We start from the raw sequence: 16,580 nt of genomic DNA, 5'->3' as shown, positions 1-16,580 counted from the left end.
TAAACGTACAAACTACCCCCTTAAGTTTGATTGGATACGGAAACAGAATTCCATCACTTTTTAATCTATAGTAGAATTACGCATAAGTCAATTTAGCCTACAAGTGTATGATTTAAGACTAAATCTCGTATAAGAATATTTGGATTATTTCATTAATTCATAAAATTACATTTTATTTGTAGTGAAAAAATATAGATAATTTGGTATAGAATTTGATCGGGAAATTTTGACGAGGCCACATATGACTGATATCCATTTAAAATGCAGTTGCGGAAAAGTGCAGGGGTGTGCCTATGATGTCTCACCGCATGCTGGTGTAAGGGTTGTCTGTCACTGCGATCATTGTCAGGCATTCGCAAAATATCTTGGACGTGAAAAAGAAATCCTTGATGAAAATGGCGGCACCGATATTTTCCAGATGTCCCCCTATCAGGTTTTAATTGAAAAAGGGAAGGACCAGATCAGATCAATCAGGCTGACCAAAAAAGGACCCTACAGATGGTATGCCGATTGTTGCAAAACGCCGATTGGCAATACGCTTCATTCTGAGGTGCCCTTTGTCGGTATGATCCATAATTTTATGGATGATGATGGAAAACGTGATAAAAATCTTGGGCCTGTCCGGTTTTATGTGCAGGGGAAATATGCCCTTAAAAAGCTGCCGGATGACAAGTATAATGAAGGCTTCCCGCTGGCCAGCTATTTAAAGATCATGTTTAAGATCCTTATATGGCGGTTTAGCCCAAAAAAATTTCCATCCCCCTTTTTTGATGAGGACGGCAAAGCGATTTCAAAACCGGTAAAATTATATTCTGAATAATTTCATCTTACTAGATTTTCCAGAACCGGGGGCTGAATAAAATCAAAACGGTCAGAATTTCAAGCCGTCCCAGAAACATGCCAAGACAGAGCACCCATTTCGCATCATCGGGCAGAGTGCTGAAATTTCCGGATGGTCCTATAATATCGCCTATGCCGGGGCCAACATTGGCAATGGCGGTGGCAGCACCACTTAAGGCCGTATCAACATCAAGACCCACCCAGGTCAGAGCCAGGGTAATAAAGGCATTGAGCAGCACATAAAATGAAATGAACCCGATCACATTAATAAGCAGACTATTATCGACCGGGCGACCCTGATAAAAAGACTGAAAAATACCATTCGGATAGACCAGCTGGTTCATTTGTTGTTTTGATCCTTTTAGAAAGACCAGCAGTCTCATCACTTTAAGCCCACCTGATGTCGACCCGGCGCAGCTTCCCAGATAGGTGAGGAAGAAGAAAATACCCGTTGTAAATGGTCCCCACGCGGTATAATCGGTACTGGCATATCCGGTTGTCGTAATGACCGATACAACGTTGAATGCGGTCAGTACAAAGGCTTCTGAAAATGTACTTACATGATTATAAAGAAGATAGAGAATGATCGGGATTGATGTGACAATAACAATCATACAAAAACCCCTGACCTGTTCGTCAAACTGATAGGCCGACTGCTGCATAAAAACAAATCTTACATGAAGCACGAAGGGTAGACCGCCAAGCAGCATAAAAAATGTTGCCGCCAGTTGCAGGGGCCAGCTGTCAAAATATCCAAATGACAGATCATGGGTCGAATAGCCGCCGGTGGAAAGCGTGGTCATGGCATGATTGACCGCGTCAAATCCGCTCATGCCAAGAAGGTAATAGGTGACAAAACAGGCCACACTTAAAATGATATAAACATAGATCAGACGACTGACCAGATGCCTTGTCTGGGGTATAAATTTATCGGATCGGTCGGATGATTCCGTTTGCAGAAGCTGCATTCCTCCGATTTTCAGAAAGGGAAGCAGGACTATGCCAAAGGCAATAATACCGATGCCGCCGATCCATTGAAGGATTGATCGCCAGAGCAGCACGCCGCGTGACATGCTGTCAAGCCCGGCAAGGACTGTTGAGCCGGTCGTGGTAATACCGGAAAGGCTTTCAAAATAGGCGTCGGTATAGGATAAGTTAAGGTCGGAATAATAGAGTGGCAATGCACCGGCTAGGCTTAACAGAAGCCAGCTTGACGTCGTGATCAGGAAACCTTCTCTTATGCTCAGGCTGGTAAAATTATCCTTGTTGGAAATGAATAGGGATGTTCCGATAAACAGGCTGATGAAAGAGCCCATAAAAAAAGCCGTGGCATTGGGAGCTCCATCAGTGAGGTCAATAAAAGCAGGAATTAACATTGCAAACCCGAGAAGGGCTAAAAGAACCCCACCCGTAAATAATGCAAGTCGAAAACTCATCTGTTACGCTCCCTCATTCACGCCTGGACCCCGTACTAATGGTCGGCATGGTCCGAGAGTATGACTAATGCATTATTTTTTCAACCCTGTAAAAATTGTAAAAATTAAAAAGGTGGGGAAAACCATATGCTGTTTTATAAATTGAACGGAATATCGTTTTTTTTGGTTACGGTCCGAAGCGAGAAATTTGATTTAATCTGGCTTACCCCAGGCAAGCAGCTTAGAACATCCATATGGAGTCTTTCATAATCTGACGCATCAGAGACGATAACCCGAAGAAGATAGTCAGCATCGCCGCTCATCAGATAACATTCCATGATCTGGGGGCAGTTTTTGACCATGCGTTCAAATTGACCAAGCAGTTCTTTGGTCTGTTTTTCCACTGTAATCTGAACAAAAACATTATCGGGAAGTCCTGCTGCCGTCTGATCCAGCACGGCGACATAGCCCTCAATCACCCCTTCATTTTCAAGTCCCTTTACCCGGCGAAGGCAGGCGGACTGGGAAAGACCAACCCGGTCAGCAAGGTCGGAATTGCTAATTCGACCGTCATTTTGCAGATTGTCAATGATCGCAAGATCAATCTTGTCTAACTTTAAATTTCGAAACTTATCTCTCATAATTTCCCTTTCACGCAATATTCTGCGAAAATTCAATATTATTTCGATAATAAAAGCAAGGACATTTTTATTGAAACAGGCTAATCTATGGCCACTTTTATTCACAATTTTATTTCAGGGAAAAAGAAATAATGATCATTGGTTGTCCAAAGGAAATTAAAGTCCATGAGTATCGTGTCGGGCTTACGCCATCTAGTGCGTCCGAATTGATCCGTCATGGCCATAAAGTAATTATTGAAACCAATGCCGGTGCCGGTATCGGTATCAGCGACGCAGATTATGAAGCCGTAGGCTGCGAAATCATTGGCGTTGCAGCCGATGTATTTGCCAAAGCAGAAATGATCGTCAAGGTTAAAGAACCACAGCTTAACGAATGTGCTATGCTTACCAAAGACCATCTGCTTTTCACCTATCTTCATCTGGCGGCAGACAAGCCACAGGCGGAAGCCCTTATGGCATCCGGCTGTACGGCAATTGCCTATGAAACGGTAACTGCAAAGGATGGTTCACTTCCACTTCTGGCGCCGATGAGTGAAGTGGCTGGGCGCATGTCCATTCAGGCTGGCGCCCATGCGCTTGAAAAAGCGGCTGGTGGTCGTGGCATTCTTCTTGGCGGCGTGCCGGGCGTTGCCCCGGCAAAGGTTGTCATTATCGGTGGTGGCGTATCAGGAATGAACGCGGCGGAAATGGCCGTCGGACTTGGTGCTGATGTCACTGTATTTGACCGCAACGTTAATCAGTTGCGTCATCTTGACCAGCGTTTCCGGGGAACTGTCAAAACCGTTTATTCAACGGTTCATACACTTGAGCAGGCGGTACTTGAAGCCGATCTGGTTGTTGGTGCGGTTCTTGTAGCCGGTGCGGCGGCACCAAAACTGGTTTCTGCTGAGACTGCCAAAAAAATGAAGGATGGTGCCGTTCTTGTTGATATTTCAATTGACCAGGGTGGTTGCTTTGAAAATTCAAAACCGACAACCCACTCAAACCCGACATTTGTCGTTGACGGTGTGGTTTATTACTGCGTTGCCAATATGCCGGGGGCTGTTGCCCACACATCAACATATGCACTTAACAATGCCACATTGCCATTTGCTGTGGCATTTGCCAATAAAGGCTGGAAAAAGGCCTGTGCCGATGATCAGCATCTTAAAAATGGTGTTAATGTTCAGAATGGAAAAATTACATTTGAAGCAGTTGCGAAAGATCTTAATCTCCCTTATTCGCCTGTTGCCCTTTAATTTTTTGATCTTTTCTTTAAGGGGAAGGGTGTTTGCCCTTCCCTTTTTTTTTGTTTCGCGATAAATTTGTCAAACCAATTTCAGGAAGAATTAAATGGTTGATAATTTTAAAGAAACGTCCCTTAGATATCATATTGATCCAACGCCGGGAAAGCTGGCGATTATTCCCACCAAACCTCTTGCAAATCAGCGTGATCTGGCGCGGGCTTACTCACCAGGGGTGGCATATGCCTGCGAAGCGATTATTGAGAATCCAGCGGCCGCTGCGGAAATGACGATAAGGGCCAATCTGGTCGGGGTGATTACCAATGGCTCGGCCGTATTGGGGCTTGGCAATATCGGGCCACTGGCGTCAAAGCCGGTGATGGAGGGAAAAGCGGTTCTTTTTAAGAAATTTGCCGGGATTAATGTATTCGATATTGAAATTGATCAGGCGGACCCTGCCAAACTGATTGATACCATTGCGGCGCTTGAGCCGACATTTGGCGCTATCAACCTTGAAGATATCAAGGCACCGGAATGTTTTGTCGTTGAAAAGGCGCTTAGAGAACGAATGAAAATTCCGGTCTTTCATGATGATCAGCACGGCACGGCGATTGTCGCCGGTGCGGCCATTTCAAACGGTCTTCGGGTTGTTGGAAAAAAACTGGAAGATATTAAACTAGTGGCAACCGGTGGCGGGGCGGCGTCTCTTGCCTGTCTTGATCTTCTGGTATCGCTTGGGGTACAGAAAAAGAATATCACCCTTATTGATATAGAAGGGGTCGTTTATGTCGGTCGTGAAAAAGACATGAACGAATATAAAGACCGTTATGCGCAGGATACAAAGGAAAGAACGCTTGATGACGCCATTGACGGGGCAGATGTGTTTCTTGGCCTTTCAGCACCGGGAATATTGAAGCCGTCCATGGTCAAGAAAATGGCCAAAAAACCGTTCATTCTGGCTCTTGCCAATCCGACACCGGAAATCACACCGGAAGAATGTAAAGCGGCCCGCCCCGATGCGGTGATTGCGACCGGTCGGTCGGATTATCCCAATCAAGTCAATAATGTGCTTTGTTTTCCGTTTCTTTTCAGGGGGGCGCTTGATGTCGGGGCGACGGAAATTAATGATGAAATGAAAAAAGCCTGTGTCTGGGCGATTGCCGACCTGGCTTACCGGGAAAGTTCTGATGAAGTGGCCAATGCCTACCGCGGAGAAGATCTGAAATTTGGTCCCGATTATATTATTCCAAAACCGTTTGATCCCAGATTAATCCTTGAAATCGCGCCGGCAGTGGCGGAAGCGGCCATGAATAGCGGTGTTGCAACCAGACCGATTGCAGATATGCAGGAGTACCGGGAAAAAATCGGTAACTTTATTTTCAAATCAAACATGCTTATGTCGCCGCTTTTTGAAGATGCGAAGAAAGACCCTAAAAAAGTGGTTTATGCTGAAGGCGAGGAAGAAAATGTTCTGCGCGCAGTTCAGGCGGCTGTTGATGAGGGCATGATCAAGGCAACTCTGGTCGGCAGACCGGATGTGATCCAGAACAGAATTGAACGCCTTGGCCTTCGTATGGAACGGGATAAGGACTATAAGGTTATAAATCCCCATAAGGATGACCGCTATAAGGAATTCTGGACCGAATATCATAAAATTGTCGGCCGCAAAGGGGTTTCAAAAGAAGCGGCAAGGACCATTATCCGTACCAATTCAACGGTGATTGCGGCCATGGCGGTGAAACTGGGCTATCAGGATGCGATGATCTGCGGCACATATGGGCGCTTTGATTTTCATATTCGCTATATCATTGATATTATCGGCCGTAAAAATCCGGCACAGAAAATTTCAACATTGAGTGTCCTTATTCTGCCCCAGCAGACATTGTTCATTGCCGATGCCTTTATGGATGTTGATCCGACATTGGAACAGATTGTTGAAAGCACTATTGCTGCGGCGAGACAGATCGAGCTTTTCGGGATTAAACCAAAAGTTGCCCTGTTGTCCCATTCCAATTTCGGGTCATCAAAAGCCCCGTCAGCGGTCAAAATGGGTAAAGCCGTAAAAATACTTCGAGAACGGGTGCCGGGCCTTGAAGTGGACGGTGAAATGCATGTGGATGCGGCCCTTAATGAGGAACTCAGGGACAGGCTTATTCAGGACTGCGCCCTTAAAGGGTCGGCCAATTTGCTGATTTTTCCAAATCTTGATAGTGCGAACAGTGCCCTTGGGCTTGTTAAAAGCGTTGAGCGGGGATTACTGGTTGGCCCGATCCTGCTTGGGGCGGCGCTGCCGGCCCATATTGTGACACCAACAGTCAGCGCCCGCGGTATTTTAAACATGACGGCGATTGCGGTGAAGGATGCCCAAAATCTTGAAAAGGAAAAATCCCATAAATGGCCGCTTTAAGGGCCGTTGATTTATGATTTGACAATGGCCATAAGGTGACCGGCGGTCAGCAATATTCCAAGAATGGAGATAAATAAAACGCCGTTCCAGGGAATGGCCCAAAGCTTTCCCGGCTCGGCGGGTTGACGTGATTTATAAAATGCCATAGCCGCCAGAAAAACGGCAACGCAGAACATGCCTATCGTAAAATCAAAATCCATTCCCCTGATATAGGCGGAGGGATGTTATTTTTCAACCGATCTTGTGACAATCATATGGTAAGCGCCTTTTTGCCAGCTTTTACCGTTGTCATAAGATAAGTCGGATTTCATTTCAAAACTGTCTTTTTTAATGTTGAAATAAGTTTCCCGGTTGAGAAAATCACCTTTTTCCTGATTATGGGCAAATATTGTGACGACCATATTGTCGCCTTCAGAATGGGCAGCGGTTTCGCGCCAGGCTCCGCCCTGGTAAATATTTCTGCCTTTCCAGCTTTTTGAACTCATATCATAAAATCTGAACTCGCTGCCGGTAACATCAGGCCCGCGCCACTCCTGCATGACCGCATAGCCGTTAATGATCCAGTGGTTATGCCATTTTGCCCTGTATGTATCAGACGGTCTGTCTTCTGTATCCCAGGTGATGACCACATCCCATTCGCCAATCAGAAAATCGAATGCTTCCCCTTCACCGGTCAGTTCGGGGTTCCTTGATAAGATCGGGCTGTCCGGATCGGGATCAAATATGATCGGATCATTGCGGATCTGCTGGGCCCTGACAGGTAGGGCGCAACAAAAAAAGCAGAGAAAAACAGTGAAAAAAATTTTAATCATTTTATTTCTTCTTAAATTATAATGAGTTATTGTCTTTAAATTAGATTATGATTATAAAATATAAACGATTTAAATTAAATGTGTTGTAACATTTCTGTGAGGAAGATTAGTCTTTTGTTAATAACTTGTTAACCATAGGTCGTTAAGGCAGTTTAGGGGATTATGTTGACTAAATTTTTTGGGGAAGGGAAATGCCTACTGAAAACAGAGATATATTTTTTAGCGAAAATGAGGTTAAAATTGCCCTCATGCAGTTTTCTGCACGCAAAGGATTGAATTTTACAGTCGATAATATTACCGGCTTTAATATGACAAATAATGAAACAGTCAGTATTGAGTTAAAAATATATGATGCCCAGAGCGGTAAAACCGGAACAGTAAAATATGGACATCCGGAAATTGCGGCGGCTCTTATGCGCTATTGCATGTTTTTGAAAATTCCGCTGCCTAAGGCCGGAAAAAAATCATTGCAGTCAGGAAAGAACGGGCTATTTTTGAATATTAAAATTTTATAATTTAATTAATTAAGGCTAATTATGCCACTTGAAATAAAACATATCTATTTTACCGAGGCGGAGCTTAAAAAAGCGCTGATTAATTTTTCCGTACTTAAAAAGCAGTTTTTTGAAGCAGAAGATATAAAAGAAATTATCATCGATAAAGCAAAAGCCTTGCGGGTCATTTTTAAAATTGATCCTATCCTTGGATATGAGGATAATAAAATAGTATACTCCCATGCGGAAGTGGCAGCTGCTTTATTTGCCTTTTGCATGGTTTCAAAAATACCGTTACCACGTAGAGGCGTTAAAGAGCTTCATGCGAATGATGAAAAAGTTTATTTAACCATCACGCTGGAAGAAGATGTACAGTTTGAAAAATATGTCATTAGCAATGTTTTAAAAAATTCGTCAAACGTTAAAAAGTCAAACGTTAAAAAATAACTTTAAGCTTATCAGGGAGAAATAAAATGCAGGATAAACATAAAACTATTCTGTTTAAGGTTTTATTTGTGCTTAGTTTTCTGGGTATGTTGCCATTACTAGGCGGGGTTGGCACCAAACTTGGACTTTGGGAGCCGATGACCGGCTTTATGATGACAATGAAATATATGATACCCGCGGCCATATCAGCGGCAATTTTGCTATTTTTCATTTTCGCTTATTTTATCAAGGACAGAAAAAGGGCTTTGAGTTCCTATATCCTTGCTTTGGTTTTTGCCGGTTTTGGGTATGTTTATGGTGTTAATCAGGAACCAACCGACTGGACTGGTCTAAGGGGTGTTCATGACATCACGACCGATATGGAAAACCCGCCTGAATTTCAGGCACTTCTGGATGCGCCGGGCAGAAGAAACAGTTTTGATTATCCACAGGAAACAGCGGAAAGACAAAAGGCAAAATTTCCGTGGGTCAAACCGCTGATTACCGAAATGGCACCGGTGGATGCCTATAATCGGGCACTGGCCGTCGCAAAAGAACTCGGCTGGAACATCGCCTCGGCGGACCCTTCAGCAGGGCGTTTTGAAGCAACTGATTATTCCAAATGGTTCCATTTTAATGATGATATTGTGGTTCGTGTGACGGCTGATGGGGCGGGAAGCCGGGTTGATATCAGATGCCTTACCCGTGTTGGTGGATCAGATCATGGACTTGGGGCGATCAGAATTATGAAATTTGAGAAAGAGTTTCTGGCCACCTGAAATAAATTGATTTAGGTCCTTTTTTTATGGTTAAAAATAACTTATAAGGCGTTTATCAAGACTTAGTAACCGAGATCAGACGTTGAACGCATATATAAAAGCCAAGGACCGAAATAACCGTCATGTTGCCATTTGGCTGTTTATTGTCTGTGCTTTTGTCTTTGCCATGGTCGTGGTCGGGGGCGTTACACGGCTGACAGAATCCGGACTCAGCATGGTCAACTGGGAACCGATCAGTGGTGTAATACCGCCACTGAATGACCAACAATGGACCACTGAATTCGAAGCCTATAAGCAATATCCGGAATATCAGAAAGTCAACAAGGGCATGTCCCTTGATGAATTTAAAAGTATTTTTTACTGGGAATATTCGCATCGCCTCTTAGGTCGGCTTATCGGAATATTGTTCGCGGTTCCGTTTTTTATATTTATGGCAAGGCGAAAAGTCAAACGGGCCTTAAAACCGCATTTATGGACGATGCTTATTCTGGGTGGCTGTCAGGGACTGCTTGGCTGGTGGATGGTCAAAAGCGGCCTGATTGACAGGCCGGATGTAAGCCACTACCGGCTTACGGCCCATCTGGGTTTGGCCATACTGATTTATATTTATATGTTCTGGGTTGCTTTAAGGCTTGTTATGCCAATAAAGGAAAAAACCTTCTACAGACCGACCAAGCTTGCCGCATTCTATGTCGTGATTATCTTCATTCAAATCCTGCTTGGCGGTTTGGTGGCAGGGCTTAATGCCGGACTGGTCAGTGATACCTGGCCCTTAATGTTTGGCAGCCTGATCCCGGACGGTCTATTGGGCAATAACCCGTGGTACAGTAACCTGCTTGATAATCCGCTGACGCTTCATTTCGAGCATCGTACTTTTGCTTATGCCGTGTTGATTGTTGCGGTCACACTCTGGTGGAAACTGCATAATGAGAATAGCAGGTCGGTCAGAATTGCTTCATTTCTGGTTTTATTAACTATTTTATTGCAAATTACACTTGGTGTGCTAACGGTGGTTAATATGGTTCCTATTCCGCTTGCTGCGGCTCACCAGATTGGGGCAGTGCTTACTTTGTCGGCTGCCTTATTTCTTTTAAACCGGGTCAGGTCGTAGGCGAGATTTATTAAATAAAATTTTACATATTGGGGGTATCTTATATTCGGGGAATATAATAATGGTTTCAGTATAAATGAAATTGAAAATACTCAAATGCACCCTGAAAATTGCAATAATACTATTGCCAGTAATTCTACATTCACAAATTGTCCAGGCACAATCATCAATAAATGATGCTGTAATATTTACCTCTGAAGAACAGGAATGGATTGAAAATCATCCTGTTTTGACGGCCACTTTCAAGGATAATGTTGCTCCTCTTGAATTTCTGGAAAATGGCAAACCGGCAGGGTTTTCAACTGACTATCTGTTAATGGTCGCCGAAAAGATTGGCGTCAAAATAGACTTTATCAGGGGCATTCCGTGGACTGAGCAGATTGACATGCTTAAAGAGCATAAGATTGATATTTCCCATAATCTTGTCAATACGGTTGAAAGAAGAAAATTTCTTAATTTTACAGCACCTTATCTTGATCTGCCGATGTATTATTTTATAAAAACCGGCTCGCCGCCCATAAATGATATTAAAGATTTAGAGGGAAAAAAGCTGGGAAGCGTTGCGGGCTGGGCCAGTACTGAACAGTATAGAAATAAATATCCTCAAGTTAATCTGGTTGAGGTGCCGACCATGTCAGATGGCCTTTCGGAACTATCCCTTGGTCATATTGATGTGCTTGCCGGCATTTCACCCATTACAAATTACCTGATTGCCCAAAATATGGTTATGGGGATTGAGGTTTCCGGCAAAACGCCGATCAGTGAAATGAGCAATATAAACAGTATCAGCATTGCCAGTCGTAATGATGATCCACTTCTTGCTCAAATATTAAAAAAAGGCACTGAAGCTATAACCACGGAGGAGTTTCAGAATTTATCTCAGCGCTGGCAAAGCAGATATAGCCTAAATCGAAAATATTTTCTGACGCCCGAAGAATTGGACTATCTTGAAAATCATAAAGTCATCCGCGTCGCCGCCAATGTTGATATGACACCACTGGAATTTATTGATGAAAGTGGAAAAATCAGCGGTATTTCAGGCAGTCTGCTGGAAGAAGTGGGAAAGCGGCTAAACATCAGGTTTGAATGGACAGGAAACCGGTCCTGGGCGGAGGCACTGGAGCAGATAAAAACAGGAAAAGCCGATATTCTGTCTTCTGCAGTATTAACCAGTGACCGGGAGACATATCTGTTGTTCAGTGATAGCTATCTGGACCTTACCAATATGATATTTACGAAGGAAAACGGTAATACTTATAGAACGCTTAATGAATTAGCAGGAAAATCAGTTGCGGTTGAAAAGGGAACGGCGATTGCGGAACAGTTAATGACCAATTATCCGCAAATTAAACTGGTTGAAAAGGAGACGGCGGCTGATGCCGTAAAAGAAGTGGAAAGCGGCAATGTCGATGCATTTGTCGGGGATATTACTTCAACGTCTTTCTATATGAGCAAGGCCGGGATAATTCCACTGGTTGCGACAGGGGAAACCCCCTTTACGTCAAGCCCCCGTATTGCGGTCAGGAAAGATCTGCCATTACTGGCAAGCGCCCTTAATAAAGCCCTGGGATCAATCAGCAATGATGAAAAGAACCAGATCACAAGCCGCTGGTTTTCATATAGGAGTGCTGAAAAAGGTTTATTTGAACAATATGGTAAAGTTTTTACAGTCGCCTTTATCATTTTTATTGGTGTCCTGATCTGGATTTATGTGCTTTATAAAGAAGTCAGAAGACGTAAACTGGTTGAGCAGGAACTGGTCGAAGCCAAAAAAAGAGCAGAAGACGCGCTGGCCATTGCAGAGGAGGCCAATGCTGCCAAATCAAATTTCCTTGCCAATATGTCCCATGAAATCAGAACACCGCTTAATGCCATTATCGGCTTTTCGGAGGTAATGTCATCAGGGCTTTTTGGTGAAATCAAGGAAGAACGATATAAAAATTATCTTAAGGATATTAATAAAAGTGGTCAGCATCTTGAAACAGTGATCAATGATATTCTTGATTTATCCAAGATTGAGGCGGGTAAATGGCAGTTGATAGAAACAACATTTAATCTGGAAGACTGTTTACGTGAATGTATACGCTTTGTCAGTCCCGATGCCAATAAAAAGCAAATTGAAATTAGTATAAAAAATTTTTTAAATGAGGAAATATTTGTAAACGCTGATCAGCACGGCTTTACCCGTGTGTTTATGAATTTGCTATCGAATGCCGTTAAATTTACCCCAAGCGGTGGACAGATAAATTGCCGAATAATCACAACACAAAATGATTATATCCGTATTGAAATCGAAGATAACGGTATAGGAATTCCCAAGGAAAGAATTGAACAGGTCCTTAGCCCATTTGGTCAGATTCATGAAGTGCGTGAAATTAATGAAACCGGAACGGGGCTGGGGCTTGCGATCGTTAAACAACTTATCGAACTACATAGTGGTCATTTCCGGCTTCAGAGTGAATTGGGAGAGGGGACAGTTGCGATAGTCTCAATCCCGAGATACAGAATGGTTGCCTGATAAAGAAGATTATTTTTCTTTAAAATATACCTTACTCCATCATTTAAATTATTTTATAATGTTTTTAGTGACTTATGTTATGGTATTATAATACCATAATTATAACTTATTGAAAAATAGCTTAAAAATATCGTTGACTTTATTTTTTTTACTGGCATATTGCGCGCAATTTTAAACGTGAATTTAACAGGGATTTAATCCAATGAAAACTTACTCTGCAAAACCTGCAGATATTGAGAAAAAATGGTTTGTTATTGACGCCGATGGTCTTATCCTCGGTCGTCTGGCAGCCATTATTGCGACATATCTGAAAGGCAAGCATAAACCAATGTATACGCCTTCCATGGATTGTGGCGACAATATCATTGTTATTAATGCTGAAAAAGTGGCTCTTAGCGGCGGAAAAAAAGATAAAAAAATCTATTACTGGCATACAGGACATCCAGGCGGAATTAAAGAGCGTACCGCTCGTGATCTGCTGGAAGGCGATTATCCCGAGCGCGTCATTGTTAAAGCCGTAAAGCGTATGCTTAATAATGGTCCACTGGGTCGTGAACAGCTTAAAAATCTTCGTGTATTTGCCGGTCCGGAACATACACATGCTGCTCAGCAACCGGAAGTGCTTGATGTTGCTGCAATGAATGTTAAGAATGCAAGGATTACAGAAAATGGCTGAAGATAAAAAAACATTGGAAGACCTTAAAGAGGTTACGAAAGCCGCTACAGCAAAAACTGATGCTGCCGCAGCAACTCAGGTGGCTGGTGATGATGTTGTGTATGTTAAGAAAATTGACGAACATGGCCGTGCCTATGCAACAGGAAAACGTAAGGATGCAATCGCCCGTGTCTGGATTAAACCGGGTAAAGGTGTGATTACCGTCAATGGACGTGAAGAAGCAAAATATTTTGCCCGTCCGACACTTCGTATGATTATCGGTCAGGCTTTTGAAGTTGCCGGTCGTGTTGGTCAGTATGATGTGATCGCAACTGTTAGCGGTGGTGGTCTTTCCGGTCAGGCGGGTGCGGTTCGTCACGGGATCAGTAAAGCGCTTACAAATTTTGAACCAGAACTTCGTGCAGTTATTAAAGCTGCTGGCTTCCTCACTCGTGATGCGAGGGTTGTTGAGCGTAAGAAATACGGTCGCGCGAAAGCCCGTAAGAGCTTCCAGTTCTCAAAACGTTAATTGTTATATTTTTAAAATTATCATTAAAGACCCGCTTGTAATAATGCGGGTCTTTTTTTATGTATTTCAGTAGGTTATTTCTTAAACAAAAGTAATTTTGTAAAATGAACAGTAAAAGAGTTTCATTTTATCCAAATATTGGATATCGTGAAACCGGGGGAAGTTTCAAAGTACGGGTGAGTTGTTTTATGGTGGATTGGGCATTCATCAACAGGTTATTATTTCAGCAAGTGTCTTTGTTTCGGGTGCTATGCGTCCTAATGCTGGGTGCTTTTTTCGTTCCTTTTCTTAATGCCTATGCCCAGAATGCCTCTGTTTCTGTAAATTTAACGGATGAAGAAATAGAGTGGATTAAAGATCACCCTGTCATCAGAACATCGAACTATACAAAATGGCCGCCAATTGAGTTTATTTCAGAAGGGCGTCCTGCTGGTTTTTCCGTAGATTTTATCAGTCTGGTCGCAGTCAAGGTCGGCTTAAAGATTGAATTTATCAGCAATGATAACTGGCCGAGATTAATGGAAATGGCCGGGAATAAGGAAGTTGACGTATTGCTCAGCACCTTAGAGAGTATGAAAAGGGATATCGACTGGTATTTTTCATCACCTTATCTCAATATGCCGATGACATTTTATGGCAGAATAGGGGCCGATAAGGTTGCAGGAATTAGCGATCTGATCGGCAAAAAAATTGGTGTGGTGAAAGACTGGCCTAGTGAAAAAATATTCCGTGAAAATTATAAAAGGCTGGACCTTGTTGTATTTGACAATATCAGGGAAGCATTGATTGCCCTGTCTGCCGGGAATATTGATGTTCTTGTCAGTCGGCATCCAAATGCCAGCTATATTATCGAAAAGAATTTTATTACCAATATTGATGTAATTGGCACCAATATATTGTCAGAAGCATTGGCCGCAAATGAACTGCGGTTTGCTGTGCGCAAAGACTGGCCGATTTTGCTTTCTATCCTAGAAAAAGGCATGGAGCAGGTTTCTGCGTCAGATTATATGGATCTTAACCGAAAATGGCAGACCGAAAATATAATCGACGATCTGGTCGGCTTGAACGGTGCAGAAAAAGAATGGCTTGATAATCACCATGTCATCCATCTCGTCTCTGAAAAAGGGTTGCTGCCCCTTATTGATATCGATGAAAACAAAAATGTCACCGGAATTGCCGGAGCATATCTTGACCTGATTGCCAAGCGATTAAATGTTCGGTTCCAGTGGATTGGCAATAAAACACGGGAAGAAGGACTGGACGCCATCAATAATGGAGAGGCTGATATAATTCTTTCCTCCGGGGCTATATTGAAAACACAGGAAAATCTGTATTTTACGGATAACTATGTGGTTTTTTCTGAGATGATTTTCAGTAAAAATAATGGTCCGGTCTATATAAATATGGCATCGCTTAAAGATAAAAAAGTCGCCCAGGTTAGAGATTATGCCGTATCCGATGAAATCAGAAATGAATTTCCGGATATAGATGTGGTGGATGCCGATGATATCAGTTCAGCCCTGAAGCTGTTAAATGACGGCAGGGTGGATGCCTATATCGGGATCATACCATTAACGTCGCGGCAAATTGCCCTTGATGGCTATAAAGATATTGTTGTGAGCGGTGAAACGCCCTTCAAGTCCGCATATTCATTCGGTATTCGTAAAGACCTTGATCTGCTGGCCAGTTCAATGCAAAAAGCGCTCAATTCAATAACTGCGAGTGAAAAAGCTGCTTTTTCAAGAAACTGGCTTTCCATCAAAGTAGGGCAGGATCAAAGCAAACTTATCCTGAATATTTTTATCGTTGTTATTGCCCTTCTTCTTATTATTTTTATCTGGATGAACAGTCTGCGCCGTGAAATTTCCCGCCGAAAAGTTGTCGAGGGAGAACTTATAAAATCGCAGAAGGAAGCTGAAACGGCAATGGCGGCGAAATCAACATTTCTTGCGAATATGAGCCATGAGATCAGAACCCCGCTGAACGCTATTATTGGGTTTTCAGACGTCATTACGTCAGAAACTTTCGGGAGAGTATCCCAGGAAAAATACCGTGAATATCTTAAAGATATAAAATGGAGCGGTGAACATCTTTCTGTGGTTATCAATGATATCCTTGATTTGTCAAAAATTGAAGCCGGAAAGTGGCATATGACGGACGTGGATTTTGATTTGCTCAGGACAGTGGAAGATTGTCTTAAACCATACAGGCAGGAAGCTAATGAGCGGCAGTTGGCAATTAACATTAATATCAGCGATGAAGACCGTGACGTTGCTTTGTTGGCTGATGAAGGGTGTATCAGAAGAATAATTGATAATCTTATTTCAAATTCCGTAAAATTCACGGCGGATGGAGGACATATCGACATCAATATATATCGGTTGCCGGATGGCTCACTGACCATTGAAGTGACTGATAATGGTGTCGGGATTACCAAGGACCGGCTTAAAGTCGTATTAAGCCCATTCGGTCAGGCATATGAGCTTAAAAATCTGAATAAGGGGGGCACAGGGCTTGGGCTGGCGATCGTTAATCAGCTTGTCACATTACACGGGGGACGTTTTTCAGTGGAAAGTGAAGTGGGAATTGGGACAAAGGCGTCGGCAAATTTACCAAAAGAAAGAGTTATTGGCTAATTTTTCAGCTGTTCCAATTGTTCAACTTGTCCGGGGAATAGTTTGATTTTATTTGTTAATATAAATTTAAGGTTAATCAAATATTCTACTTATT

Annotated in this window: 15 protein-coding genes; 11 read left to right on the top strand and 4 right to left on the bottom strand. The window is 42.9% G+C overall.

The window, feature by feature from the left end:
- The first annotated feature begins 241 nt into the window (after window positions 1–241).
- Window positions 242–820, top strand: coding sequence for a DUF6151 family protein (locus tag R3D86_14140; GenBank protein ID MEZ5759357.1), 579 nt, complete (start codon window positions 242–244; stop codon window positions 818–820).
- A 10-nt stretch (window positions 821–830) separates the two neighbouring features.
- On the opposite strand, the gene R3D86_14135 is transcribed toward R3D86_14140, so the two are convergent.
- Window positions 831–2,276, bottom strand: a complete 1,446-nt coding sequence (locus R3D86_14135) for a TrkH family potassium uptake protein (protein ID MEZ5759356.1) — start codon at window positions 2,274–2,276, stop codon at window positions 831–833.
- Window positions 2,277–2,410: 134 nt separating this feature from the next.
- Window positions 2,411–2,896, bottom strand: a complete 486-nt coding sequence (locus R3D86_14130; protein ID MEZ5759355.1) for an Lrp/AsnC family transcriptional regulator — start codon at window positions 2,894–2,896, stop codon at window positions 2,411–2,413.
- A gap of 131 nt (window positions 2,897–3,027) precedes the next feature.
- Between R3D86_14130 and ald the strand changes: the two genes are divergently transcribed.
- Together ald and R3D86_14120 are read left to right on the top strand one after the other, a co-directional pair.
- Entirely contained in the window at window positions 3,028–4,134 is a 1,107-nt protein-coding gene (ald, locus tag R3D86_14125) for an alanine dehydrogenase (GenBank protein MEZ5759354.1), read from the top strand.
- A 94-nt stretch (window positions 4,135–4,228) separates the two neighbouring features.
- A complete protein-coding gene (locus tag R3D86_14120; GenBank protein MEZ5759353.1) occupies window positions 4,229–6,526 on the top strand; it encodes an NADP-dependent malic enzyme in 2,298 nt (765 codons plus the stop codon).
- A gap of 11 nt (window positions 6,527–6,537) precedes the next feature.
- Here R3D86_14120 and R3D86_14115 read toward each other — a convergent pair whose 3' ends face one another.
- Together R3D86_14115 and R3D86_14110 are read right to left on the bottom strand one after the other, a co-directional pair.
- Window positions 6,538–6,726 (bottom strand): hypothetical protein, encoded by a 189-nt coding sequence (locus R3D86_14115; protein MEZ5759352.1) that lies wholly within the window; start codon window positions 6,724–6,726, stop codon window positions 6,538–6,540.
- Window positions 6,727–6,750: 24 nt separating this feature from the next.
- Window positions 6,751–7,338, bottom strand: a complete 588-nt coding sequence (locus R3D86_14110; GenBank protein MEZ5759351.1) for a hypothetical protein — start codon at window positions 7,336–7,338, stop codon at window positions 6,751–6,753.
- Between the two features lie 191 nt (window positions 7,339–7,529).
- On the opposite strand from R3D86_14110, the gene R3D86_14105 reads away from it, so the two are divergent.
- The 8 genes from R3D86_14105 to R3D86_14070 all read left to right on the top strand — a co-directional run bounded on the left by R3D86_14105 (window position 7,530) and on the right by R3D86_14070 (window position 16,486).
- Window positions 7,530–7,853, top strand: coding sequence for a hypothetical protein (locus tag R3D86_14105; GenBank protein MEZ5759350.1), 324 nt, complete (start codon window positions 7,530–7,532; stop codon window positions 7,851–7,853).
- Between the two features lie 21 nt (window positions 7,854–7,874).
- Window positions 7,875–8,279 (top strand): hypothetical protein, encoded by a 405-nt coding sequence (locus tag R3D86_14100; GenBank protein MEZ5759349.1) that lies wholly within the window; start codon window positions 7,875–7,877, stop codon window positions 8,277–8,279.
- A 26-nt stretch (window positions 8,280–8,305) separates the two neighbouring features.
- Complete coding sequence (locus R3D86_14095) at window positions 8,306–9,037, top strand: DUF1499 domain-containing protein (GenBank protein MEZ5759348.1); 732 nt, start codon at window positions 8,306–8,308, stop codon at window positions 9,035–9,037.
- Window positions 9,038–9,119: 82 nt separating this feature from the next.
- Window positions 9,120–10,148: a COX15/CtaA family protein gene (locus tag R3D86_14090; protein ID MEZ5759347.1), complete on the top strand. Its 1,029-nt coding sequence runs from the start codon at window positions 9,120–9,122 to the stop codon at window positions 10,146–10,148.
- Window positions 10,149–10,224: 76 nt separating this feature from the next.
- A complete protein-coding gene (locus R3D86_14085; GenBank protein MEZ5759346.1) occupies window positions 10,225–12,666 on the top strand; it encodes a transporter substrate-binding domain-containing protein in 2,442 nt (813 codons plus the stop codon).
- A gap of 202 nt (window positions 12,667–12,868) precedes the next feature.
- Window positions 12,869–13,342, top strand: coding sequence for a 50S ribosomal protein L13 (rplM, locus tag R3D86_14080; protein ID MEZ5759345.1), 474 nt, complete (start codon window positions 12,869–12,871; stop codon window positions 13,340–13,342).
- 112 nt (window positions 13,343–13,454) lie between these two features.
- Complete coding sequence (gene rpsI, locus R3D86_14075; protein ID MEZ5759344.1) at window positions 13,455–13,850, top strand: 30S ribosomal protein S9; 396 nt, start codon at window positions 13,455–13,457, stop codon at window positions 13,848–13,850.
- 260 nt (window positions 13,851–14,110) lie between these two features.
- The gene (locus R3D86_14070) at window positions 14,111–16,486 is read left to right on the top strand and encodes a transporter substrate-binding domain-containing protein (protein ID MEZ5759343.1); all 2,376 of its coding nucleotides are present in this window, start codon (window positions 14,111–14,113) and stop codon (window positions 16,484–16,486) included.
- Window positions 16,487–16,580 lie beyond the last annotated feature (94 nt).

It is taken from the genome of Emcibacteraceae bacterium (assembly GCA_041396985.1).
Lineage (GTDB): Bacteria > Pseudomonadota > Alphaproteobacteria > Sphingomonadales > Emcibacteraceae > Pseudemcibacter.
The sequence above is the reverse complement of the archived record's forward strand: the minus strand, read 5'-3'. Positions and strand labels throughout refer to the sequence as shown.